The organism is Paenarthrobacter histidinolovorans (assembly GCF_014647595.1).
In the GTDB taxonomy this organism is placed as follows: domain Bacteria; phylum Actinomycetota; class Actinomycetes; order Actinomycetales; family Micrococcaceae; genus Arthrobacter; species Arthrobacter histidinolovorans.
Genome location: NZ_BMPM01000002.1, coordinates 341,141 through 365,780, shown reverse-complemented (window position 1 = coordinate 365,780; position 24,640 = coordinate 341,141). Strand labels below are relative to the sequence as shown.

The 24,640-nt window shown below is 64.3% G+C and carries 20 protein-coding genes; 13 read left to right on the top strand and 7 right to left on the bottom strand.

All coding sequences use genetic code 11. The features are described 5' to 3' along the window. Positions 1 to 59: 59 nt before the first annotated feature. Positions 60 to 578, bottom strand: a complete 519-nt coding sequence (locus IEY62_RS06175; protein ID WP_189015035.1) for a metallopeptidase family protein — start codon at positions 576 to 578, stop codon at positions 60 to 62. A gap of 141 nt (positions 579 to 719) precedes the next feature. On the opposite strand from IEY62_RS06175, the gene IEY62_RS06170 reads away from it, so the two are divergent. The 5 genes from IEY62_RS06170 (at position 720) to IEY62_RS06150 (ending at position 5,355) form a co-directional block, all read left to right on the top strand. After that, a complete protein-coding gene (locus IEY62_RS06170) occupies positions 720 to 1,097 on the top strand; it encodes a DUF3499 domain-containing protein (RefSeq protein WP_189015033.1) in 378 nt (125 codons plus the stop codon). Between the two features lie 139 nt (positions 1,098 to 1,236). Next, positions 1,237 to 1,455, top strand: a complete 219-nt coding sequence (locus tag IEY62_RS06165) for a Trm112 family protein (RefSeq protein ID WP_189015031.1) — start codon at positions 1,237 to 1,239, stop codon at positions 1,453 to 1,455. Positions 1,456 to 1,500: 45 nt separating this feature from the next. Further along, a complete protein-coding gene (ahcY, locus tag IEY62_RS06160) occupies positions 1,501 to 2,979 on the top strand; it encodes an adenosylhomocysteinase (protein WP_189015029.1) in 1,479 nt (492 codons plus the stop codon). 118 nt (positions 2,980 to 3,097) lie between these two features. After that, on the top strand, positions 3,098 to 4,318 hold the full coding sequence (locus tag IEY62_RS06155; RefSeq protein ID WP_229785098.1) for a L,D-transpeptidase: 1,221 nt from the start codon (positions 3,098 to 3,100) through the stop codon (positions 4,316 to 4,318). A 185-nt stretch (positions 4,319 to 4,503) separates the two neighbouring features. Then, complete coding sequence (locus IEY62_RS06150; RefSeq protein ID WP_189015025.1) at positions 4,504 to 5,355, top strand: pentapeptide repeat-containing protein; 852 nt, start codon at positions 4,504 to 4,506, stop codon at positions 5,353 to 5,355. Here IEY62_RS06150 and IEY62_RS06145 read toward each other — a convergent pair. Beyond that, entirely contained in the window at positions 5,339 to 6,145 is an 807-nt protein-coding gene (locus IEY62_RS06145; RefSeq protein WP_189015023.1) for an RDD family protein, read from the bottom strand. The two genes, IEY62_RS06150 and IEY62_RS06145, sit on opposite strands and share 17 nt — an antisense overlap. 126 nt (positions 6,146 to 6,271) lie before the next feature. Here IEY62_RS06145 and IEY62_RS06140 point away from each other — a divergent pair, with 126 nt between their 5' ends. Then, positions 6,272 to 7,267, top strand: coding sequence for a stage II sporulation protein M (locus tag IEY62_RS06140; protein ID WP_189015021.1), 996 nt, complete (start codon positions 6,272 to 6,274; stop codon positions 7,265 to 7,267). A 140-nt stretch (positions 7,268 to 7,407) separates the two neighbouring features. Then, positions 7,408 to 8,553 carry a TIGR01906 family membrane protein gene (locus IEY62_RS06135; protein WP_189015019.1) on the top strand — a complete coding sequence of 382 codons (1,146 nt, stop codon included), beginning with the start codon at positions 7,408 to 7,410 and terminating at the stop codon, positions 8,551 to 8,553. 94 nt (positions 8,554 to 8,647) lie between these two features. Here IEY62_RS06135 and IEY62_RS06130 read toward each other — a convergent pair whose 3' ends face one another. Both IEY62_RS06130 and IEY62_RS06125 read right to left on the bottom strand, forming a co-directional pair. Continuing rightward, positions 8,648 to 10,480, bottom strand: coding sequence for an AMP-dependent synthetase/ligase (locus IEY62_RS06130; RefSeq protein WP_189015016.1), 1,833 nt, complete (start codon positions 10,478 to 10,480; stop codon positions 8,648 to 8,650). Between the two features lie 10 nt (positions 10,481 to 10,490). Then, the gene (locus tag IEY62_RS06125; protein WP_189015014.1) at positions 10,491 to 12,296 is read right to left on the bottom strand and encodes a dolichyl-phosphate-mannose--protein mannosyltransferase; all 1,806 of its coding nucleotides are present in this window, start codon (positions 12,294 to 12,296) and stop codon (positions 10,491 to 10,493) included. Positions 12,297 to 12,433: 137 nt separating this feature from the next. Between IEY62_RS06125 and rsmI the strand changes: the two genes are divergently transcribed. Beyond that, positions 12,434 to 13,303 (top strand): 16S rRNA (cytidine(1402)-2'-O)-methyltransferase, encoded by an 870-nt coding sequence (rsmI, locus tag IEY62_RS06120; protein ID WP_189015705.1) that lies wholly within the window; start codon positions 12,434 to 12,436, stop codon positions 13,301 to 13,303. 160 nt (positions 13,304 to 13,463) lie between these two features. Continuing rightward, entirely contained in the window at positions 13,464 to 14,945 is a 1,482-nt protein-coding gene (locus IEY62_RS06115; protein WP_189015006.1) for an NAD-dependent succinate-semialdehyde dehydrogenase, read from the top strand. Between the two features lie 127 nt (positions 14,946 to 15,072). On the opposite strand, the gene IEY62_RS06110 is transcribed toward IEY62_RS06115, so the two are convergent. Genes IEY62_RS06110 through IEY62_RS06100 form a run of 3 tightly spaced genes read right to left on the bottom strand, consistent with a single transcriptional unit; the run spans position 15,073 to position 20,180 of the window. Next, positions 15,073 to 17,574, bottom strand: a complete 2,502-nt coding sequence (locus IEY62_RS06110) for a transglutaminase family protein (protein ID WP_189015004.1) — start codon at positions 17,572 to 17,574, stop codon at positions 15,073 to 15,075. Continuing rightward, the gene (locus IEY62_RS06105; protein ID WP_189015002.1) at positions 17,571 to 19,064 is read right to left on the bottom strand and encodes a DUF58 domain-containing protein; all 1,494 of its coding nucleotides are present in this window, start codon (positions 19,062 to 19,064) and stop codon (positions 17,571 to 17,573) included. Before IEY62_RS06105 ends, IEY62_RS06110 begins: the two co-directional genes overlap by 4 nt. Positions 19,065 to 19,076: 12 nt before the next feature. Next, a complete protein-coding gene (locus IEY62_RS06100) occupies positions 19,077 to 20,180 on the bottom strand; it encodes an AAA family ATPase (RefSeq protein ID WP_189015701.1) in 1,104 nt (367 codons plus the stop codon). A gap of 163 nt (positions 20,181 to 20,343) precedes the next feature. Between IEY62_RS06100 and IEY62_RS06095 the strand changes: the two genes are divergently transcribed. The 4 genes from IEY62_RS06095 to IEY62_RS06080 all read left to right on the top strand — a co-directional run bounded on the left by IEY62_RS06095 (position 20,344) and on the right by IEY62_RS06080 (position 24,609). Beyond that, positions 20,344 to 21,258 (top strand): TatD family hydrolase, encoded by a 915-nt coding sequence (locus tag IEY62_RS06095; RefSeq protein ID WP_189015000.1) that lies wholly within the window; start codon positions 20,344 to 20,346, stop codon positions 21,256 to 21,258. A gap of 293 nt (positions 21,259 to 21,551) precedes the next feature. Beyond that, on the top strand, positions 21,552 to 22,712 hold the full coding sequence (locus IEY62_RS21850) for a resuscitation-promoting factor (protein ID WP_189014998.1): 1,161 nt from the start codon (positions 21,552 to 21,554) through the stop codon (positions 22,710 to 22,712). 26 nt (positions 22,713 to 22,738) lie between these two features. Beyond that, the gene (gene rsmA / locus IEY62_RS06085) at positions 22,739 to 23,620 is read left to right on the top strand and encodes a 16S rRNA (adenine(1518)-N(6)/adenine(1519)-N(6))-dimethyltransferase RsmA (protein WP_189014996.1); all 882 of its coding nucleotides are present in this window, start codon (positions 22,739 to 22,741) and stop codon (positions 23,618 to 23,620) included. Beyond that, entirely contained in the window at positions 23,617 to 24,609 is a 993-nt protein-coding gene (locus IEY62_RS06080) for a 4-(cytidine 5'-diphospho)-2-C-methyl-D-erythritol kinase (protein WP_189014994.1), read from the top strand. The genes rsmA and IEY62_RS06080 overlap by 4 nt, the downstream gene beginning before the upstream one ends. The last annotated feature ends 31 nt before the right edge of the window (positions 24,610 to 24,640 follow it).

Below are 24,640 nucleotides of genomic sequence, written 5' to 3'. Positions count from 1 at the left end.
CGCCACAGGCGGGCCGGCCGGCAAGCCGGCTGACCGGCGTCGTGCTATTGGTAGTCGTGCTATTGGTACCGGCGCCGGTACACGGGGTCCAGTGTCTCCGGGGGTACCCCCAGCATCTCCGCTGTGTATTCCACCACGACGTCATGGACGAGATCCTGCAGCTCTTCCCTGGTGTTGGAGCCCTGCTCCACCACCCTGCGATAGACCGTGATCATCGGGGGTTCTCCACGGCCGCCCGGGGCGTAGGACCCCATGGGGGCGGGGTTGCCTGTGGCAACGAGCTGCTCCAGATTCGGCGGGATCTCGTCAACGGCAAAGAGAACGCCATCCAATTGCTTGCCCCACATGTCCTGCAGGCGTTCGGCGGAGTCAAGGACCATGTCGTCGAACCGCTCCGAGCGCGTACGGAAACCAGGAAGACCAGGCAGCATCAGCTCGCCCCGCAGGCCCCTGCCATGACGGTTGCGGCGGCGCTTCCGGAAGCCCCGCACGCCCGGTACGGCGTGTTCCTCTGTCTGATCGCCATCGGCGTCAGTCCACCGGACGGTAAACCCGGGAACATGTGGCTGTGACTGCATATATCGACTTTAGTCCTGAGGAACCGCCAGCGCGACATCATCGTCCACACCGCGCCGGAGCTGCTGACAGCAGCCCTTCCCGGGCAGCCACGGACACTCAATGCGCGCCCCGGGAGCCAAGTGGCGCTAATCTGGGATGTTGTGGGTGCTATTCGTCAGTGTTCAAGATCAGCCTGCCGCCAGTCTGCGGTGGCCACTTTGACGTACGTGTACGCCGAGTCAACGGCCGTCCTGGGTCCGCTCGCCACGTATGCCGAACCGCACGCCTACGACCTCTGCACGCAGCACGCCGGGAGCCTCACCGTCCCCCGGGGTTGGGAAGTGCTGCGCCTTGCCATGCCCAGCACGCCACCGCAGCCCGGGCCCGATGATCTGCTGGCCCTGGCCAACGCCGTCCGCGAAGCTGCCTCAGCCGCACCCGAAACGCCGGCCCGCCACAACCATGCGCAGATGGAGCCGCCTGCAAGCGTCGAAGGTACCCGCCGGGGACATCTGCGGATCCTCCGCGAACCGTCCTAAGCCGCCGAAGGTGATTGCACCGGCGTCGTGACTCAAAGCGTCGAGGTGATCCAAACCCTGCGATCTTGCGCGGTAGTCTGGAATCTGCAGATAAATCCGCCAGCGGCGCCAGGCCGGCGCCACCCAGGGAGCATCATTCATGCCAAAGGTCAGTCCTGAACTGTTGTCCATCCTGCGCTGCCCCGTGACGGGTTCACCGCTGGTCCAGGAGGGCGAGGAGCTGGTATCAACAGCTGCCGCCGCGGACGGCGAAAAGCTCCGCTACTCGATCGAGGACGGCATCCCGCTGCTCCTGCCTCCGGAACTCCTGGCAGCTGCCAACGCGGCCGGCTCCAGCCAGCATGATTCCAAGGCCTAGCAGCCTCTTTCTCTTTACACCCGCACGGTACCCCTAAGGACTTCCATGACTTTCGACTACAAAGTGGCTGATATTTCCCTCGCCGAGGCCGGCCGCCACCAGATCCGCCTTGCCGAGCACGAAATGCCTGGCCTCATGTCGCTTCGCGCCGAGTTCGGTGCTTCGCAGCCGCTCAAGGGTGCGCGGATCGCGGGTTCGCTGCACATGACGGTCCAGACCGCCGTCCTCATCGAGACCCTCACCGCGCTGGGCGCGGAGGTACGTTGGGCCTCCTGCAACATCTTCTCCACCCAGGACGAAGCCGCGGCTGCCGTCGTTGTTGGAAAGGGGACCCCGGAAGACCCACAGGGCGTTCCGGTCTTCGCCTGGAAGGGCGAAACACTCGAAGAGTACTGGTGGACTGCCGAGCAGATCCTCACCTGGCCCGGCGCCGACACCAACCCGGAGCTGGGTCCCAACATGATTCTCGACGACGGCGGCGACGCCACGCTGCTGCTGCACAAGGGTGTGGACTTCGAGGCCGCCGGCGCCGTTCCTGCAGCCACCGAGGACGATCCCGAGGAATACGTCCACATCCTGGATCTCCTCCGCCGCACCCTCGCCGCCGACCCGCAGAAGTGGACCCGCCTGGCAGCACGCATCGAGGGCGTCACCGAGGAAACCACCACCGGTGTCCACCGCCTGTACCAGCTCGCCGAGCAGGGCAAGCTGCTGTTCCCGGCCATCAACGTCAACGACTCCGTCACCAAGAGCAAATTCGACAACAAGTACGGCATCCGCCACTCGCTCCCGGACGGCATCAACAGGGCCACGGATGTGCTCATGGGCGGCAAGGTCGCCGTCGTCTGTGGTTACGGCGACGTCGGAAAGGGCGCCGCCGAGGCGCTGCGCGGCCAGGGGTCGCGGGTCATCGTCACTGAGATCGACCCCATTTGCGCCCTCCAGGCAGCAATGGACGGCTACCAGGTGGCCAGGCTGGAGACGGTGCTGGCGCAGGGTGACATCTTCATCACCACTACCGGCAACAAGGACGTCATCATGGCCGAGCACATGCTTGGCATGAAGAACAAAGCAATCGTGGGCAACATCGGCCACTTCGACAACGAGATCGACATTGCCGGCCTTGCCAAGGTTGCCGGTGTCAAGAAGGTCGAGATCAAGCCGCAGGTCCATGAGTGGGTCTTTGACTCCGGTACAGCCTCCGAACGGTCCATCATCGTCCTGTCCGAAGGCCGCCTGCTGAACCTGGGCAACGCCACGGGCCACCCGTCCTTCGTGATGAGCAACTCGTTCGCCAACCAGACCATCGCGCAGATCGAACTCTGGACCAAGAAGGACCAGCCCGCCGGGGAGCGCGAATACCGGAAGCAGGTTTACGTCCTGCCGAAGATCCTGGACGAGAAGGTGGCCCGCCTGCACCTGGACGCGCTGGGAGTGGAACTGACCGAGCTGAGCAAGGACCAGGCCGACTACCTGGACCTGGATGTTGCGGGCCCGTACAAGCCGGAGCACTACCGCTACTAGCATTCTGCCGCAAGGAACATTCGATGGCGAAAGGCCGGCAACGCGACCAGCGTGGCCGGCCTTTCGGCTAGAATTGGGTGTTCGGTATAGCTTGCCGGGGGACAGGATGACGGGAACCATGACACAGGGCGCCAAACGGAAAACAGGCAAGGTCCTTGCCATCATAGGGATCTGCGCCGCAGTAGCGGCGGGCGGAATTGGCGTGGCCACTGTCCCCGGTTTGCTCCCCGGTTCTCCGCAGAACAACGCTGCGGCACCTTCCCCTGCTCCCACCGTGGAGGCCAAGCCAGTGGAGTTGGGCATCACTCCGCTGGATGGGGCTGTTGAGTGGAATCCCGTGGTGGGTCCCCAGATCAAGGCCGTCAACGGCAAGGTCAAGGATGTCGTCCTGACTCCGGCCGGTGGCGGCGCGCCCGTTGTGGGAAAGATCAGCCCTGATGGCACCACGTGGTCAACCCAGGAAGTCCTGAAGTTCAAGACCCAGTACAACTACTCCTTCACCGTTGTGGATACCGCGGGGAAGGAAACCAAGAAGACCCAGACCTTCACCACAGTTTCCGCCGCCTATGAGGCAGACGCGTCCATCTACCCCCGCAACGGCACCACGGCAGGCTCTGGCCAGCCCATTGAAATCAACTTCAGCGAACCCGTCGTGGACAAGGTGGCCATGGAGAAGCGGGTGGCCATTACCGTCTCGTCCGGCCAAACCGTGGCGTGGCACTGGTACTCGGATAAAAAGGTGCGGATCCGGCCTGAAGCATTCTGGGCTTCCGGTACCACCGTCACGGTGGACATGAAGCTGCTGGGCGTGGATTTCGGCAACAACATGATCGGCAACGGGGACGTCGTCTCCACCTTCACCACAGGTCCGCAGCGGATCGCGGTGGTTGATGACACCACCAAGACCATGAACGTGTACTCCGATGGCCAGCTGCTCCACACTGCACCCGTGTCACTCGGCGGTGAAGACTGGCTCTCACCCACCGGTTACGCAGTCATCCTGGAACAGGAACGCAAATCCAACTTCAACGCCGGCAGCATCGGCCTCAAGCCCGGTGACAAGGGCTACTACGCCCCCATGGTGGTGGACTACGCCAACCGCCTCACCTGGTCCGGAGTCTATGTCCACCAGGCGCTGGAGTCAGCGTGGGGAGCCATTGGCCGTGTCAACGTCTCACACGGTTGTGTCGGCTTGCTGCCGGATGACGCCGCGTGGTTCTTCAACAACATGAAGACAGGCGATGTGGTGCAGATCCTGAACACCGGAGCGCCGGCTGTCGAACCGCTGGAAGGTTTCGGCGATTGGAACATTCCCTGGGCCAGCTACGCCCAACGGTAGACCGGGCTGTTAAGATAGCGGCAGTGATTATTTCCTGCGCGCTTTGACCCTGACTTTTTGTGCCGACCACGTGTTGGCCTCCACTTTGTGCTGCCCTCTGGTGATCACGGGTGTCCCTTAGGGGAACCCGCTGACGGGTTCCCCGGCTTCTTCCCCGGACCCTCTTCATCATTTTGGAGTACCACATGACCACCACAGCAACCCTTCGCCCTGACTGCAGCAAGTGCTTTGCGCTGTGCTGCACCGCCCTGGGATTTACCCGCTCAGCGGACTTCGCCATCGACAAGCCTGCCGCGTCGGCGTGTCCAAACCTGGCTGGGGACTTTTCCTGTGCCATCCACCAACGGCTGCGGCCCCGCGGTTTCCGGGGTTGCACCGTTTTTGATTGCTTCGGCGCCGGCCAGCTCGTTTCCCAACACACCTTCGGCGGAACCAGCTGGCGGCAAAACCCTGCCTCCGCGTCTGCGATGTTCGACGTCTTCAAAAGGGTCAGGCAGCTCCACGAGATGCTCTGGTACCTGGAGGAGGCCCGGCGCCGGACGTTCGACCCCGAGCTCGCGTCCACGGCCGCCCACCTGGCGGAGCAGCTGGCGGCCATCGCCCAGGGTGACGCGGCCACGGTCCTGGGTGCCGACGTCGAAACCCACCACTGGCAGGTGCGTAACCTGCTGATGGAAGTCAGCGAAGAAGTCCGCGCATCCTACGGTGCGGAAGATCAGCAAACGCACGACGGCGGCCTCCAGCCGGGTGCCGACCTGATGGGCGCAGACCTGGCAAACCGGCGCCTTTGCGGGGCGGACCTGCGGGGTTCGTACCTGATCGGAGCGAACCTGGCGGGCAGCGACCTGGCTGCAGTGGATTTGTTGGGGGCGGATCTTCGCGGCGCCAACCTGGCGGGCGCGGACCTGGCCAAGGCCCTCTACCTGACACAGCCGCAGGTCAATGCCGCCGAGGGCGATGGACGGACGCTCCTGCCCCCGGAACTCACAAGACCGGATCACTGGCTCCGGCAGCCCGGAACTAGGGTTCCTGGGTAAACGGCAGCTTCCGCAACCGGGCGCCCACCGTCGCGTTCCTCTGTTCGGCCTGGCGCAGGCGCGCCAGTTCCCGGTTGCGTCGTTCCCCGAGGACTGCGCCGATGTAGTCCTCGGGGATGGTGCCGGGCGGCGGTGGGGGTGCCACATAGCGTGCGAGTTCGGTGGCCAGGGACATCGCCATGGACACGCGTGAGGCCGGCGCCATCAGGTAGGCCTGCTGCACGAATGTCCCGGCCCGGCGCGCAGTGGCGTCGGGGACCCGGCCGATGTCCGCCCTGGCAATCCACCCCTGCAGGTAGGGCGGCGCGTTGGGCACGATGCGGGGTTTCGAGGGCACGCGCAGGCGGAGTGAGTAGGTGCCGGCAACGATGTCGCCCAGCCGTTTCGACTTCTCATTGAACAGCGCCACTCCGATGGCCAGTCCACCGAACGTCAGGTAGATCTCCAGGAATCCGAGGAGCCCGCGGATGAGGGCGTGCCGGAAACGGATGGAACCGCCGTCGTCACGGACTATCCGCAAACCCGTGGCGAGCTTACCCAGTGATCGGCCCCGTGTAAGGGTCTCCACCGTGACAGGAACAACCACCACCGAAAAGACGAGGCTGCTGAGAACCAGCGCCCGGATGGCCGACTCGTCCAGGTCCGAAGAAGCCATCAGGACCAGGATGATCAGAAGTATCGCCAGGACCACCTGCGAGATGACGTCGAGGATCAGGCCCAACCCCCGGGCCGCAAAAGACGCTGCCCGCAGCTCAAGGACCACTGCCTCGCCTGTGATGATTGAACTCAAGCCAGCCCCCATGCCTTCCGGACAATGCAGCGCCCAGCAGCGCCTGCACAACGAGTCTAGCGGCGTAACAGGCCGAAACGACGCCGATCAGGGGCTCGTGCGCGACTCAGGCATTAGGGTGGTGCCGTGGACATCGATGCCTTCTCGGCCGTACATGGGGTTAAATGGTCGCGGCTTCATTTTCTGGCGCACAAGCGTCGGTTGACCGGAGACGAGGCGGATGAACTCCTGCGCCTGTACCAAACAGTTTCCGGGCACCTTTCCCTGATCCGTTCGGTGGCTCCTGAAACCGGGCTGTCGTCGTCGTTGTCAGCGGCGTTGGCGCAGGCACGCACCAGGTTCACCGGTGCCCGCTCGAACTTCATGGAAGACCTGGCCCGCTTCTTCGTTATTTCATTGCCCGCCGCGTTTTACCGGGTCCGGTGGCTGACCCTTTGGTGCGGGCTGGCCTTCACAGTGGTCGGGGCAGCTTATGCCTTCTGGATCGGGACCTCCCCGGATGCGCTGCGGGCCGTCTTCGGAAGCGACGAGAGGGTGCAAAGGTACGTCGAGGAAGACTTCATTGATTACTACTCCGAGAACCCGGCGGCCTCGTTCGCCGGTGCCGTGTGGACCAACAACGCCTGGATTTCTGCCCAGGCGGTAGCCTTCGGTGTCACCGGATTCTGGGTGCCTTACATTCTTTTCATGAACGCCCAGGGCGTGGGCGTTGCGGCCGGTGTCTTCCTGGCAACGGGCAAGATTGACGTCTTCTTCAGCTACATCCTGCCTCACGGCCTGATGGAACTTACGGCAGTGTTCATTGCCTGTGCCGCAGGGCTGAGGATTTTTTGGGCCATGGTGCGGCCCGGGCCCAGGACCCGCGTGCAGGCTGTGGCGGACGAAGGGCGGTCATTGATCACCATCGCCCTGGGCTTGGTGCTGGTCCTTCTGGTTTCCGGCATTGTTGAAGGATTCGTAACTCCGAGCCAGCTCCCCGTCTGGGCCAAGATCACTATTGGCGCCTTGGTGCTGGCCGGGTATTGGACGTACACCCTGCTGGTCGGCGGCAGGGCGGTCCGTGCGGGGGAGACAGGTGACCTGGACGCCAACGACGGCGGCTACAGAAGCATCGCCGCGTAGACCTTACAGTTGCGTTTCAATCTGCTCCAAGACGGGGTGGTTCCTCGTGTCGGTGCAAAGCCGGGCGGTAGGCTCGAATGCAGACAAGAGAGCCGGCAGCACGCAATCGCCGGTGGATGCCTACGGAAGTGAAACCCGCTGTGAGCGACAAGAGCCCAAAACCACAAGAACCGGACACGGACGTCCACGAGGACCCCAACGAACCGGCCTTCGACTGGATGAAGCCAAAGACGTCCAGTGATGCTTCACCTGCGGCGTCAGCCGCCGCTCCTGCATCGGCGCCGGCCGCGCCTGGAACAGCCCAGCCCGGGAGCCGTGCGGACCGCAAGGCCGCAGAAGCCGCCGACGCCGACACGGAGCCGCCGCTGTTCGCTGACACGCTTGCCAATGCTTCTTCCGGCAAGCAACCGTCGCACTATTCCGAACCTCTGCCGACGTCGGCCCTTCAGGTCCGTCCGCCGGAAGACGAGGTGGCCAGGCGCAACGCTGAACGGGAGCAAGCCGCAAAGGTGAAGCCTGTGGGCCCCCGGATCTTCCAGGTGCTGTTGGCTGTCTTCTACCCAGTGATCCTCCTGGTGCTGGCAGTGCGGGCAGTCACCAGTCCGCTGTTCCTGTGGGTGGAATACAACCGGCCCGGTTTCCCCGGTGACGGCTATGGCTTCAACACCGACGACCGTATGACCTATGGCTCCTACGCTGTTGACTACCTCAGCAACTGGGCGGGCCCGCGGTACCTGGGAGGCTTGGTCAACCAGGACGGCGCCAAGCTGTTCAAGGACAGCGAAGTGGCGCACATGGCCGACGTCAAGATGGTGATCCTGTCCTCCTTCGGCGCTGGGGTCCTGCTCATCATCCTCAGCATCATCGCCATTGTGTACCTGCGGAAGCGCAGCAATGGCGGGATCCGCCGCGGCTTGTTCGCCGGTTCCATCGTCACGCTTGTCATCATCATTGGACTTGCGGTTCTGGCCGCCCTGAGCTGGCAGCAGTTCTTCACCGAATTCCACCGGATCTTCTTCGCCAACGGCACCTGGACGTTCTCCTTGGAGGACACCCTGATCCGGCTCTTCCCGGGACAGTTCTGGGTTGACGCGGGCATCGTGATCGGCGCTCTGGTGTTCATCGCGGCAACGCTGACGTTCATCTTCACGTGGCCCACCAAGCGGCGCCGGGGGATTGCGGCTTCGCAGGCGGACTCCGATGACCAGGATTCCGATGGTTCCGCTGACGTGACAGCCGATGACGATGATGCCGTTTCCAAGGAAACGACGAGTTCAAAGCGCTAGCCCTGCTGTCCCGGAGGGCGGCTTCCGGCCCGAACCACCAATGAGCGGCCCAGCGTGGTCCGTGGTGATTCGGGACGGCCGCAGGTGGTGGACCCTACTTGGCGTACAGCTTTTCGACAGTCGACGCGAAGTCTCCCACCACAGCCGCCCGTTTGAGCTTGAGTGACGGGGTCAGATGGCCGGACTCCACGCTCAGATCCGCCGTAATGTAGGCGAACTTCCTGATGGATTCAGCGGCCGAGACGAGCTTGTTGGCCTCATCCACGGCAGACTGCACGGCCGCCGTTACGCGGTCGTCGTGGACTGCTTCTTCAAGGGACAGGGCACCGGTTTTGTTCTCGGAGCACCAATCCGCAAGGGCCTCGGGGTCGAGACTGATCAAGGCCGCCACAAAGGGACGCCCCTCTCCGACCACCACGGCCTGACCCACCAACGGATGTTCACGCAACTTTTCTTCCAGTGGGCCCGGAGCGACGTTCTTGCCGCCGGCCGTCACCAGGAGATCCTTCTTGCGCCCGGTGATGGTCAGAAAACCGTCGGAGTCGAGCTCACCCAGGTCTCCGGTGCGAAAGAAACCGTCCACAAAGGCGGCCTCCGTGGCCTCCGGATTGCCGTGGTAGCCCTTGAACACGCCAATGCCTTTGACCAGCACCTCACCGTCGTCAGCGACGCGAATGGTGGTGCCGGGCAACGGGATGCCCACGGTTCCGATGCGGGTCATGGTGGGTGTGTTCACCGTGCAGGGGGCCGTGGTCTCTGTCAGCCCGTAGCCCTCCAGGACGGGAACCCCCGCTCCGTGGAAGAAGTGGTTGTCCCGTGGACTCAGGGGACTTGCACCGGACACCGTGTAGCCGACATCACCGCCGAAAACTTCCCGCACCTTCGGGTACAGAAGCTTGTCGAAGGTCCTGTGCTTGGTTCTCAGCAGCCAACCGGGGCCCGGCCCCTCGCCGCGGGAGGCGAGGTCCACCGCCGTCGAATATTCCACCGCCGTTGACGAAGCCGCCGAGAAGAGGGCGGACCTGCCGGACATTGCGGCCTTGTGGCTGGCCCCTGCATAGACCTTCTCGAAGATGCGGGGAACCGCCAACAGGAACGTCGGTTTGAACGAGCCCAGGTCAGCCATCAGCCCGCTGGCGCCGGCGCTGTGGCCCAGGGTGATGCCGGCAGTGAGGCAAACAACCTGCACTGCACGGGCCAGGACGTGTGCCAGTGGGAGGAACATCAAAGTCCGCGCGCCGGGCTGCATCAAAAGCTCCGGGAGGAACGGAATGACGTTCCTGGCCACCAGCACAAAGTTGCCGTGGGTGATTTCGCACCCTTTGGGCTTGCCTGTGGTGCCTGAGGTGTAAACGATCGAGGCTGTGTCGGCCAGTTTGGCCGTACTGCGTTGGCGCTCCAGCTCAGCGTCCATGACACCGATTCCGACGGCGGACACACTGGTCAGGTTGGGTGCGTCGCCGTCGTGCTCCATCCGGATGATGGCGATGGGGTCTTCGCCGAGGAGGCCTGACTTTTCCACGACGGAATGGACGAGCGAGGCCTTCGCGGCGTCCTCCACAAAGATGCGGCGGGCTCCGGAATCAGCCAGGATCCACTCGATCTGGCTGGCCGACGAGGTCTCGTAGATGGGGACCGTGACGCCGCCCGCCATCCAGATGGCGAAGTCCACCAGGGTCCATTCGAAGCTCGAACGTGACAGGACCGCCACAGGGTCACCTGGGGTGAGGCCGCCTGCGATGAGGCCCTTGGCCAGGGCGGTGACGTCCGCGAGGAACCTGGCAGCTGACACGTTCAGCCAACCATTGGGGGTGTTGTGCGCGTACAGAATGCCGAAGGGATCCTTGGCGCACCGCTCCAGAAGGAGATCGGTGACGTTGGAGTCCGAATCGGCTTCGAAGAGGAGCTCCGTGCTTGCTTCCCTCACTGCTTGCCTCCTAGATCCACGATGGCATCCACATTCTCATGCGCCACTCTTGGTAACTAATGACTTCTGCCGTGAGCACCGGGTAGAAGAAAGCCGTTGCGAGGACAGCCAGCACCAGGACACCGGCCACGACGTAGAGTCCTGACCGTCGCCGCCACGGCGGGTCGCTGCTGCGTCCGAGCACCAATCCCAACACGTACGTCAGGCCCAACACCAGGAAGGGCTCAAAGGAGACCGCATAGAAGATGAACATGGTGCGTTCGGGGTACATGAACCACGGCAGGTAACCGGCGGCAACCCCGGCGAGGATGGCGCCGGCCCGCCAGTCACGACGACCCGCCCACCAGAACAACAGGATGACTAGCGCAATGGTTCCGCCCCACCAGACCACAGGATTTCCCACCGGGAGGATCGCCGAAGAACAGGTCTCCACAAGGCAGCCCGAGGTTCCCTGCTTGGGCGACTGGTAGTAGAACGAGGTGGGACGGCCCATGACCAGCCAGGTCCATGGGCTGGATTCATAAGGATGGTCCGAGCTGAGCCCCTGGTGGAACTTGTAGGCCTCCAGGTGGTAATGGGCCAAGGACCTTACGGAGTCTGGCAGCCAGTCCCAACCGGGGGCCGGGTTGGTGGCGGCCCATTGCCGGTAGTAGGCGTCCTTGGACAGGAACCAACCGGTCCAGCTGGCGATGTACGTGGCAACAGCGACGGGAATGATGGTGAAGAACGCCGGGACGCCATCTTTGATGATGCCTGCGCTGAACCAATTCCGGATCCCGGCAATCCTGCGGGCGTTCAGATCCCAGAGCACAGTCATCACACCGAAAGCGGCCACGAAGAACAGCGCAGACCATTTGGTGCCCACAGCGAGTCCAAGGCAGATACCGGCAACAAGGCGCCACCACCGCATTCCCAGCCAGGGACCTGCCACCAACTGGCTGGTTAGCGGAATGCCGCCGGGCGAAGCAGCCGCTTGCGCGGCCAGCCGGGAAGCCAGACGACGGCGGCCGTCGTCGCGGTCCAACAGCAGGGCGCCGAAAGCGGCGAAGATCCAGAACGCGAGGAAGACATCCAGCAGGGCCGTCCGGGAGAGCACCAGGTGGTGTCCGTCGATGGCGAGCAACAGGCCCGCAACCGCCCCGAGCGTGTGGGAGCGGAAGAGCTTCATGGCGATGAGCGCCACCAGGAAGACCGTGAGCGTGCCGGTCAGTGCCGCGCTGAAACGCCAGCCAAAGGGGTTGTCTCCGCCGAACAGCCACATTCCGAAAGCGATCATCCATTTGCCCACCGGCGGGTGGACCACGTACTCGGGGGTGTTGAGGAGGACATTGGGATTGCCGGCATTGAAGGAGTCGTTGGCGTTGGACGGCCAGCTCCGCTCGTAGCCGCTCACCAGATAGGAGTATGCGTCCTTGACGTAGTACGTTTCGTCAAAAACCAGGCTGTGCGGGACTTCGAGCCTGAAGAACCGGAGGATTCCGCCCAGGACCGCCGTAATGGTGGGAATCAGCCAGAACCACAACCGCAAGGACGCAGGGTAGTCGCGCCAGCTCTGGATGCCGCCGATCAGGCGGGTCCGCAGTGCCTCCACGCTGAACGCTTCCGCGGGCCGCGCTATCCACCGGTGGTGTTCAAGGCCCCGGCCCGGCAGGAATCCAGTGCCGGCCTGCCTCGGCCCGCGTACGGAGGACTCTGCTTTCCCAACGTCGTCGAGGTGGCTGGCTGGACGTTGGACTGCGGGTTCATCCGTATCGGCTACGGCGGATGACGCCACAGGAGTGCCTGAAGCGGCGGCAGGAACGGGCGACTGGTTCACCCGCCCATGCTACCTTTCAACACTTGCCGCAGCCTTGAGGTGCGGCTTTGCAGACGGTGCGGCATTAGGCTTGGCAGGTGGACGAACAACGCAACACCCCGGACGAGCCCCTCTTCAACGACGACCAGGACGAGGCAATTCCTGCGGTGGATCCGCGGTCCGGTGCGACACCGGGGGTCGGAAGGATCGTCTTGGCGGCCACGCCCATCGGCAACGTTGGTGACGCATCCTCGCGTTTGATTGAACTCCTGGCGACATCCGACATTGTGGCGGCAGAGGACACCCGCCGCCTCCACAGGCTCGTGACGGCACTGGGCGTGGAGGTTTCCGGGCGCGTCATCAGCTACCACGAGCACAATGAAGCAGCCAAGACAGGCGAACTCCTGGACCACGTCCGCGCCGGGAAAACCATCCTCATGGTCAGCGACGCAGGCATGCCCGCGGTCTCGGACCCCGGCTTCCGGCTGGTGGAAGGGGCCGTTGCGGCTGGTTTGACTGTCACGGCGGTCCCTGGTCCGTCGGCCGTTCTGACAGCACTGGCCCTCTCCGGCCTGCCCACGGACCGCTTCTGCTTTGAAGGCTTCCTGCCCCGTAAATCGGGTGAACGGAATTCGCGCCTGGCCGATCTCGCTGATGAACGCCGCACCATGGTTTTCTTCGAAGCGCCGCACCGGCTTGAAGTCATGCTGCGGGCCTTGCACGAGCGCTTCGGCGCCGAACGCCGGGTTGCTGTTTGCCGTGAACTCACCAAGACCTACGAGGAAGTCATCCGAGGAACACTCCGTGAACTGCTGGAGTGGGCCGAGAACAACGAGGTCCGCGGCGAAATTGCAGTGGTTGTCGGTGGTGCGCCTGAACAGGAGCCCGGCAAACCGGAAGACCACGTTGCGGCAGTCAATGACCTTGTATCCCAGGGCATCCGCTTGAAGGAAGCCGTTGCGGCAGTTGCCGAGGACGCCCGCGTCAGCAAGCGGGAGCTGTACTCCGCGGTTCTTGCTGCCCGCTGACGTGGCTGTGCACCTGCACAAATTGGCATCCGTATGGCAGTGCGTCAAGGCGTAGACACTGCTTCTGGCGGGGCAGTACCGTGGCAGTAATTCAAGCCACTTCCGGCAACGAACCCCAGTGGTGCAATTCTCCAAAGCACCCCCAGACGAAGGAGTCGCCATGACTGTCACGGTTGAACGCGAAAGCGAACTGCTGGCTTCCGTTCCCACCGGCCTGCTGATCAACGGTCAGTGGCGTCCGGCCGGATCGGGAAAAACTTTCGATGTTGAGGACCCGGCCACGGGCAAGGTCCTGCTCAGCATCTCCGACGCCGGTGCTGAAGACGGCGCTGCCGCACTCGACGCCGCTGCTGCCGCCCAGGCTGACTGGGCCCGCACCGCACCGCGCGAACGCGGCGAAATCCTGCGCCGCGCCTTCGAACTCGTCACCGAGCGTGCCGAAGACTTCGCCCTCCTCATGACCCTTGAAATGGGCAAGCCGCTGGCCGAGGCACGTGGCGAGGTTACCTACGGTGCCGAGTTCCTGCGCTGGTTCTCCGAGGAAGCCGTCCGCGTGTCCGGCCGCTACTCCGCTGCACCGGACGGCAAGAACCGCCTCCTTGTGCAGAAGAAGCCGGTTGGTCCTTGCCTCTTGATCACGCCGTGGAACTTCCCGCTGGCCATGGCCACCCGCAAGGTAGCTCCCGCCGTCGCGGCCGGTTGCACCATGGTCCTCAAGCCCGCCAACCTGACCCCGCTGACCAGCCTGCTGTTCGCCCAGGTCATGCAGGAAGCAGGCCTCCCGGCCGGCGTTCTGAACGTCATCCAGACCTCCACTGCCGGCGCCGTGACGGGTCCGTTGATCAAGGACGACCGCCTCCGCAAGATCTCCTTCACCGGCTCCACTCCGGTGGGCCAGGCCCTGATCCGCGAAGCTGCCGACAAGGTCCTGCGTACCTCCATGGAACTCGGTGGCAACGCCCCGTTCGTCGTCTTCGAAGATGCCGATCTGGACAAGGCTGTCGAAGGTGCCATCGCCGCCAAAATGCGCAACATGGGTGAGGCCTGCACGGCAGCGAACCGCTTCATTGTGCACGAATCCATCGCCGATGCCTTCGCGGAGAAGTTCGCAGCCAAGATCGGCTCGCTCACCACTGCCCGGGGCACCGAACCCGAGTCCAAGGTTGGCCCGCTGATCGACGGGAAGGCCCGCGACGGCGTCCACGCCCTCGTCACCGAAGCTGTTGAAGGTGGCGCTACAGCCGTTACCGGCGGTGCAGCCGTCGACGGTCCCGGCTACTTCTACAAGCCCACCGTTCTGAAGAACGTTGCTGCCGACGCCCGCATCCTCCAGGAAGAAATCTTCGGACCGGTAGCCCCGATCATCACCTTCTCCACCGAAGACGATGCCGTTCGGCTGGCCAACAACACCGAATACGGCCTGGTGGCTTACGTCTTCACCAAGGACCTCAACCGTGGTCTGCGGATCAGCGAACGCCTGGAGACCGGAATGCTGGGCCTGAACGCCGGCGTCATCTCCAACGCTGCGGCCCCGTTCGGTGGCGTCAAGCAGTCCGGCCTGGGCCGCGAAGGCGGCTCCGAAGGCATTGAAGAGTACCTCTACACCCAGTACGTAGGTATCGCGGACCCGTACGCCGACTAAGCTGCGCAGGGATCCCGTCCACCGCTCTCGCAACAAGATCGGTTGACACACACAGGGCCCGGCACCGGAACCACAAGTTCCGCTGCCGGGCCCTGTGACGTGTGTGCACCTGGCCGGCTGTGTAGCGTCAGCGCCGCTGGGGGAGTACCCCGCTCAAGGACCGCCATCCCCGGACGGCGCCCCAACCCACGGCCTTGCCCAGCGCACCCACCGCGCGGAACGGCGCACCCAATGCCCGGGCCCAGCGGCGCATCATCGACGGCGGGAGCCAGTCCGCGCGGAAACGGACCAGCCAGCGTGCATTGTTCCGCAACGACTCACGCACGACGGCGATGCGCGGCGCGGCCGCCCGGGCCGCCACCGCAAGGCGGGCGTAGCGTTGCCGTTCAAAGTCCGCGGTGAGGGACGCAACGGCCTGGTGCGCGGCGTCGTCGAGCCCTCCCGACTCGCCCAGGGCGGCGCTGGAACGCAATCTGCTGGAGAAGTGCCGGGGCGTCTCGCTGGAGGTCGAAGGAACTCCGTAGTCGCTGGCAAGGTCCTGCAGTTCGGCCCACGCCAGTTCCGGGGCGGGATCCTTGAATCCGGGCGGCAGATCGTCAGTGTCATCCCTGGGCTTGACGCTTAGCCGGCGTCGGCGGAGGGCAATCCTGCTGAGCCTGGGCGAGCACAGGAAAGCCACCAGCAACAGAACCCCTGCGGCGGCGGCTGCGATCGCCGGAAGGGGATTGACGCCGGGGGATCCCGCCGCGGGCGTGCCCACCTCCGGGATGGGGACGGGAGCCGTTGCCACCGGGGCGGGAGTCGTCAGGGTTTCTTTCTCGTCCGTGTTGGTGCTGAGGTTGCCGGCTACGGAGCTTTCCGTTGCGTAATCGGGCACCACGCCACGCGAGGGGGTGGGTTCGAACGGCACCCAGCCAAGCCCTTCAAAGTAGAGTTCAGGCCACGCATGGGCGTCACGGGCGTCCACCTCATATTCCGGGAACGAACCTTGTCCCACCAAGGCAACCGATTCTCCCGTGAGGCGGCCGGGGGCGTAGCCAACCGCGATGCGGCTCGGGATGCCTTCGGCGCGCGCCATGACGGCCATGGCTGAGGAGAAGTGGACACAATAGCCACTCTTGACCGTCAGGAAATCGGCCAGGACAGAGAGGCCGTTGCCGTCGTAGCCGTTCTGCACGGGTGCTTGCAGGGAATAGGTGAATGCACCCGAACGAAGGTACTTCTGGATCGCCAAAGCCTTGGCGTAATTGTTGTTCCCTGCCGGCGCCGTGACCGAATCTGCGGTTTGCCGGACGATGTCCGGCAGGTTGCCCGGAACCCTGAGGAAGTCATCGGAGATGGACCGGGGAGGCGCCGTGGCCTGGGCCAAAGCCGCGGCGGTGACTTTGGGTGCGGCCGAGAAAACCACGTAGCGCTGCGCACGCGTAGTGGTTTCGGTGCTCATGATGCTCAAGGTGTCAGGGTCCCAGGTCCACCGCCCGTTGAGGCCGTTGACGGAGGCAGGGGCGAAGGGGGCCGGGAGGTAGGGGCTGGTGAACTGGCCGGCGCTGACCGAGGTGACGGCGTTTACGACTTCGCCCTGAACGGCATAGCCTGTTTCGATCCTGTCCGCACCCGCCCGGCGCTGCGCCGTGCGGTCATCGGGCGCCCAGGTTTCGCCGTCGAAGTGGTCGATGGTGACGGACCGCAGGTAGAGCGGTGCGCTGGAGCTGGTGGCGTAGGTGATGCGGCCTGATCCGGTGGGGCTACGCAGGCTGTTGCCCAAGGTGATCATAGGATTCAGCCCGTTGGATGTACCCCAGGGACTCAGCCGCGAACCCTCCGGAAACGTGCCCGTTTCGAATCCGGGAATCGCCAGCGGCACCACCATGGTCAAGGCCAGTGCCAGGCCACCGGTCACCATCGAGCGCCGGAACTGCCCGGCGCCCCGTCCCGCACCGGACTGCAGGCGCGCATCAGGAGCAAACCAGTGGCTGCACCCGAGAATCAGGAGATAGCCCACAGCCGCGCCCAGGAAACCGGCAAGGCCCACGCTCTGGGGCTTGATGGTTGCCGGGACCACCATCACCGCCAGGATCCCTATGCCACTGGCAGCAGGCATGGACAGGGGGACCGCCAACGCATCAATGAGGATCACCAGGAGGCCCAGGCACGCACACACAACGAACACGATCCCGGCGTTCGGTGCCACCGGAGCGCTCTCCGAGACCACCGTCTCAGCCGCACGTTTGATAAGGCGACCGACGGCGGTAAAGGTACCGGTGGTGGGGATGAAACCGGCCAGGCTGTCCTGGCGGCAGAACGTGAAGGTGAGAACTGCTGCCAGGGAGACAAATGACCCAAGCGTGGCCAGCAAAGGCTGGGCGCGGAGGGCACGAAGTGCGGCCAGGGTCAGGGAAACCACCAGGACAGTGGTGATCAGTGGCATGAACCAGGCCCAGCCCCTGAGAACGCCGTTCAGCGACAACCCGGAACCCAGGACGGCCACGGAAATGGAACCGGCCATGACCCAGGGGTAGGGTCCCGGGCCCGCAGTCCGTAAGCGGGATGGTGCTGTGGGCTGCTTCCGGCCGGGCGTTCCGCCGGCTGGGTTTGAGGCGGGGGAGTTCCGGTGGGATGTAGTTGTCATCGGGGCACCGCCGCTCCACGCCGCACATCCATGGCAGCTCCTGCCGCGGCGACTATTCCACCTTCATCGAAGGAAGACCAGGCAGACGCCAACTGGGTCTTCGCCGTCACGGCGGCAACCCGCCAGCCCGCCTGCCGCAGAATCTCCAGGACATCCTCGCTGCTTCGCGAAGAATCGCTGACCACCAGGGCGAAGGCATTGGCACCATAGGCGGCCGCGGGGGCCAGCGTCCTGGCTTCCGCCGGCGTCATGGCACCCAGCAACGCCAGGAGCGGTCCCCGCAAGCGGTGTGCCGCCAACTTGTCCATCAGTCTGTCATCGAAGACCGAATCTGCGGCGTCGGCAGGTGCCTGGCCCGTCCGTACGTCACGGTGCCCGGTTCCCGGGTGTTCGGTATGACCGGCCTCGGACCTTGGGCGCCCGGCACTGTTGTCCGGGCGGTGATGCTCCGCCCTGGCGTGCCTGGGACCGCTGAGTTCGATGGCCGCCAGCCCTTCCGCGATGGCCTGCAAGCCACCAGCGCCGGAGAATTCCTCGGCGTCAGGATCCGGTGCCGAGCGGGAACGGAGGAACGCCGGTCCACCGAAAGCGTCAAGAACCCGCAGTGAATAATTCCGCTCCGACAGATGCGCCGCGATCGACACCGCAGCGGTGACCATCCATTCAAAAGGAGGGCTCGTCACCAGGTCCGAGTCTTCGTCGTGGCTGCCAAAAACGGAACCAGTGCCCGTGGCGAACGCGGAGAAGCGCTGATCAAGGATCAGCGTGGCCTCCGGAGTGGTCACCGATTCCTCCTGGCGCACCATGAGCTGGCCGTGACGTGCCGTGGCGGCCCAATGAACGCGGCGCATGGGATCCCCGTGCCGGTATTCACGGGTCATGATGTCATCGTCGCTTGGATTGGCACGGATCCGCGTCGCCGTCACGCCGTCGTTTCCGCGGGCCCCGGCCAGGCCGGTGACGGGAAGTTCGACGGCGGCCGGCGTCACGGTGAGGAGGTCGCCGTCGTCGATTGAATGCCGCCGCAAGGACAGGCCGAAGGGATCGCTGAACTCGGCGGTTACCGGACCAATCCGGAACTGTCCGCGCTTACCGGAGCGCAGGTGGTACTCATACCGGCTTGTTCCTCCGGAAGCGGACCGTGCCGGGAAACGGAAGGCAGGCGGCTGGCCGAAACGGGGCGGCAGCTGTTCCTCCATGATCACGTGCCCTGTGGAGTAGGACGTCCGCGCTACTGCCAGGCGGACTGTGGTGGTGCTGGACGTTTCCACTGTGGACGGATTGAACTCCCGGTACACCTGGAACTTGGGCTTGAGGACCCGGACGCCGGCAAGGGCAACCAAGGGGAGCAGGAGCAGCAGGACCGCCAAGGTCAGGAGATCACGCCGGCCCATCACGTAGGCGGATCCGAGGGAGATCGCACCCGCGGCAAGAAGACCCCAGCCCCGGGTTGTGAACAGGTGCTTGGGAAGCCGGTCCATGAGTGCCATTTCGGGTGCCTCCTAAACGGCGTGGCGGTCCCTGCGCCACGCACCGGGCGGGTCCTGGGCCACTGGCAGCGACGCCAGGATCCCACGAAGGACGCTCTGCGGCGTATCACCGGAACTGGCTGCCTTGCGGTCAAGGATGATCCGGTGGGCGAGCACCGATTCAGCCACATCCACCACGTCATCCGGAAGAACGAAATCCCGGCCATCCAGCGCGGCTGTGGCTTTTGCAGCGCGCAGCAGTTGCAGCAGCGACCGCGGACTGGCCCCAAGGCGAAGACGGGCACTGTCCCGGGTGGCCCTGCCGATGGCCACCGTGTACTCCTTGATGGCTGTGGAGACATGGACCTGCTGGACCGTGGCGATCATTGCCGCCACGTCGCTGGCCGTGACGACCGGGGTCACTTGCGCCAGGGGAGAAGTGGCCTGGTGCGTTTCCAGCATCTCGATTTCGGCTTCCTTGTCCGGATACCCCATCGAGATCCTGGCCATGAAACGGTCGCGCTGGGCTTCGGGCAACGGATACGTGCCCTCCATTTCGATCGGATTCTGGGTTGCCACCACCATGAACGGCAAACCCAGCTGATACGAATGGCCGTCTACAGTGACCTGGTGCTCTTCCATGCACTCCAGCAGCGCCGACTGGGTCTTGGCCGACGCCCGGTTGATTTCGTCGCCGATGACGATGTTCGCGAACACCGCACCTGGGCGGAACTCGAACTGCCGTGAGGACTGGTTGTAGATGGAAACGCCGGTCACATCCGACGGCAACAGATCAGGGGTGAACTGGATGCGGGACACCGTACAGTCCACGGTGCGGGCAAGAGTCTTTGCCAGCAGTGTTTTTCCGACGCCAGGCACGTCCTCCAGCAGGAGATGGCCCTGGGCGAGCAGGACAGTGAGGGCGAGCTTGGCGGCATCGGCCTTTCCGTCGATGACTTTGTTGATTGAACCGAGGATGCGCTCGCTGGCATCATGGAACCTGTCCTGGTCCAGGACCTGCGGCCTGTGCCCGTTCAGTCCTGCGCCGTTCAGTCCTGCGCCGTCGCGGGGCAGCGAACTGTAAGCCTCGCCCTGAAGGGGCGAAGATTCAACGGTGACTTGTCGCTTTGACTCCATGGAATGCCCTTCAGCCTTGGCTGCGGCACCGCCGGTGCTGGCCGCCTGTCCGTTCCAGACTACCCAGACTTTGGCCGTCCCTGACATAGTGCTCCCGGAATTTATGTGCCAACTGGAATTTATCCGGACTGCAGGAGGACCGTAGTCCGATTAAGGTGGGAGCATGTGCAATTCCCTTGCCCCCGCCCCTTACCGCGCCTCTCCGGGCGCTGAAGAAAATCCGGGCGCTGAAGAAAAACCGGACGCCCGACGGGAATACCCGCCGGCGCCCGAACCCCTGCCCGTGCCGGTGATGGACAACCACACGCATCTGGACTTCCGTCACGGATTGATCGAAGTGTCGGTCCGGGATGCCATGGACTCCGCCGAGGCAGTGGGCGTGCAGGGAGCCGTGCAGGTTGGCTGCGACCTTGAGTCCTCCCGCTTCACTGTGCAGGCCGTCGAGGCTGACCCGCGGCTGTTGGGGGCTGTGGCCATCCACCCCAATGACGCACCCCTCTATGCAGGCCGCGGTGAACTGGAGGCCGCGCTCGCGGAAATTGAGGAACTGGCATCCCATCCCCGGATCCGGGCCATCGGGGAGACCGGTTTGGACTTTTTCCGCACCCACGGTGAAGGGCTGGCACACCAGCGTCATTCATTCCGCCGCCACATCGACATCGCCAAGCGGCTGGGACTGACCTTGCAGATCCACGACCGCGATGCGCACGATGACGTGGTGCAGGTACTGCGGGAAGAGGGAGCCCCGGAGCGCGTCGTGTTCCATTGCTTCTCCGGGGACGAGGAACTGGCGCGGATCTGCAATGACAACGGCTGGTACATGTCCTTCGCCGGAACCATGACGTTCAAGAATGCCGGAAACCTGCGCGCGGCGTTGGCCATTGCCGAGCCGCGCCGGATCCTGGTGGAAACCGACTCGCCGTTCCTGACCCCCCATCCGCACCGTGGCCGTCCCAACGCGAGCTACATGGTGCCGTACACCGTCCGGTCCATGGCCGAGGTGACAGAAAGTGACTTGGCCGAACTCTGTTCGCGCTTGGCCGAAAATACCCTGGAAGCGTACGGTTCCTGGGACTGAAACGATCCGGGGCTCCGCGTGGGCGGCGCCCCCTGATGGATACCCGGTATGCAGAAGTCTTGGTTCGTTTATAACAGATCGGTTACTGTGTTAAACAAGTAGCCGGGGTCGGGGAAGGCCTTCGGACAACTGGTCCAGTTAATTCCGGATCCATCAGTTGAATGTTTTTTGGCGGCACAGATGCCGGCAGCAAGAGTGGGACCAGGCAATTTTGCCTGGCCCCTCGGTTTTGCGGCTGGCATTATTTCTGTGCTTTTCCCCGTGCCCGGATGGTCTGAGAGTTATGGGCAATCGTGATCAAGTTCTTCACAACGGATGGCAAGTTCAGCTTCCTCAAAGTAGGTGCCCAGTTGCTGGTAGTTGCAGCGCTGGTGGTCGGAGTGGTCGCCTTCGTCGGCAACAACAAGACCGTCACCCTCAACGTTGACGGAAAAGTAAGCTCCATCCAGACCTTTGGCGGCACTGTTGACGAAGTAGTCAAGGCAGCAAAGGTCGAATTGAAGGACGCAGACCGCGTTTCGCCGGCCCTGGACGCCCGGGTGGACAACGGCTCCGTAGTGAACATCAACTTGGCCAAGGCGGTCTCGATCGAACTGGACGGTGCCCGCAAGACGGTCAACACCACCGCTCCCGACGTCGCCGGACTGGTCAGTGAACTTGGCGTAGCCAGTTCCTCGCAGGTCTCCCAGCCGAAGGAAGCCGCCCTGGAAGTCACAGGCTCCTTCGTCTCCATCTCCACCCCCAAGACCATCAGCGTCGTGGCCGACGGCAAGAGCACGAGCACCACCACCACAGCCGCCGACGTCGCCACCGTCCTCAAAGACGCCGGTATTGCAGTAGGCGCCAATGACCGCCTGTCCCAGCCCGGCAACGCCCCGATCATCCAGGACATGGTGATCAAGGTTTCCCGCGTCGACACCAGCAAGACGGCCGAAGCCACTGAAGAAGTTCCGTTCGACAGCGTCAAGACCGAAAGCGCGGACCTCTTCAAGGGTGAGGAAAAAGTCACCCAGGAAGGCGTCGCCGGTTCCCTGGTCAAGACGTTCAAGCTGGTCCTCGTGGACGGACGTGAAGCATCACGGACCCTGGTCTCCAGCAACGTAGCCACCCCGCCGGTCGCAGAAAAGATCAGCGTGGGTACCAAGGCCCGCCCCGCAGCCACCCCGGCTCCCGCAGCCGCCGCAGCCCCTGTCGCCAGCGGACCCACAGGTGCGCCGAACGAGGCCATGTGGGACAGGATCGCCCAGTGCGAGTCCGGTGGAAACTGGGCCATCAACAGCGGTAACGGCTACTACGGTGGACTCCAGTTCTCCGGCCCCACCTGGCTCGCCAACGGTGGTGGCGCCTATGCTCCCACGGCAAACCTCGCCACGAAGGCCCAGCAGATCGAAATCGCCAACCGTCTCTACGCCAAGAACGGCCTCAGCGACTGGGGCTGCGCGCACGCAGCCTAAGCCCGTACAGGCGATACGATACCTAGGTGACTGAACCGAATTCCGAACCCGCCGCCGTCGCGCCTTTGCTGGGCGCAACCGACATCCGACGGCTCGCCGAGGAAATCGGTGTACGCCCCACGAAAACACTGGGGCAGAACTTTGTGATCGATGGCAACACCATCCGCAGGATCGTATCCGCGGCCGCCATTGATGCCGACGAGACCGTACTGGAAGTGGGGCCCGGACTGGGCTCCCTGACACTTGGCCTCCTGGATGCGGCCAAAAACGTCGTGGCCGTGGAGATCGACCCCGTCCTGGCAGGAAAGCTGCCGGAGACGGTGCGCGAATGGCGGCCGGAGGCCCAGGACAACTTCCACCTGGTGCTCTCCGACGCCATGAAGGTCACGGAGCTGCCCGTCGCCCCCACTGCGTTGGTGGCCAACCTTCCGTACAACGTGGCCGTTCCTGTTGTCCTGCACCTCCTCCAGCATTTCCCCACCCTGCAACATGGCCTGGTCATGGTGCAGGACGAAGTGGCCGACCGCCTTGCTGCAAGCCCGGGATCCAAGATCTACGGCGTTCCGTCGGTCAAGGCTGCCTGGTACGGGCATATGCGCAAGGCCGGCGTCATAGGGATGAACGTGTTCTGGCCCGCACCGAAAATCCACTCCGGACTGGTCGCATTCACGCGGCACGAACCGCCCGTCACGCACGCCACCCGCGAACAGGTCTTCGCCGTCATCGACGCTGCCTTCGCCCAGCGCAGGAAGACCCTGCGCGCCGCCCTGGCGGGCTGGGCCGGAAGCGCCGCCGAAGCCGAACGCTGCCTCGTGGCGGCCGGCGTCGACCCCACCGCACGCGGCGAGGTCCTGGATATCTCCGCCTATGTCAGGATTGCCGAAGCCCGCCACCCCGTGGGCGCATGAATCCGGGAACCCGCAAGTCGGGCAGCCTCCCGTTCGCGGGGGACCGCTTCCACGCCCGGACAGTCCGCGTCAAAGCACCCGGGAAGGTCAACGTCTCCCTGAGCGTTGGCCCGCTCAGGCCCGACGGCTACCACTCCGTGGCGAGCGTCTACCTGGCTGTCTCCCTCTACGAGGAAGTCGCGGCCACCAGTACCGAAGGTACGGGAATCACCGTCAGCATCAGCCCGGACAGCACGCTGGACCTGGACGGCGTGGACATTCCCCTGGACGAACGAAACCTCGCCTACAAGGCTGCAGCGATCATGGCTGAGGTCTCAGAAAAGCCCACGGGCGTGCACCTGGAGATCACCAAGCGCGTCCCAGTCGCCGGCGGCATGGGCGGCGGTTCGGCGGATGCTGCGGCAACGCTCCTGGCCTGCGATGCGCTCTGGAACAGCGGTCTTTCGCGCGAGGAACTGGCGCATCTGGCGGCTGAACTGGGCGCAGACGTGCCGTTCTCCCTCCTGGGGGGCACCGCCGTCGGGCTTGGCGTGGGAGACAAGCTGTCGCCGGCCCTGGCCAAGGCCCAAATGGACTGGGTGCTGGTCTTCGCTGATTACGGGCTCTCCACCCCGGACGTCTTCCGTACTCTGGACGGCCTGCGCGACTCCGAAGGTGCGGACATTCCTGAACCCGTTGCAGTGGATCCCACCATTTTGCAGGCGCTGCGCCACGGGGACCCTGAGACCCTCAGCCGGGTCCTCATCAACGACCTCCAGCGGGCCTCAATCACCCTTGCGCCGCAGCTGCGTGACACCATCGGCTTGGGCGAAGCACGCGGCGCCCTCGCGGGCATGGTCTCCGGCTCAGGCCCCACCATCGCCCTGTTGGCCCGGGATTCCGTCTCCGCCAGCGTGCTCGCCGAGGAGTTGACCCACCGCGGCCACACCGCAGTGGCTGTCCACGGTCCGGTTCCCGGCGCCCGGATCATCTCCGATACCCTCCTTTAGTACCTCCCGCATTCCCGGCAGTAGAAAGTAG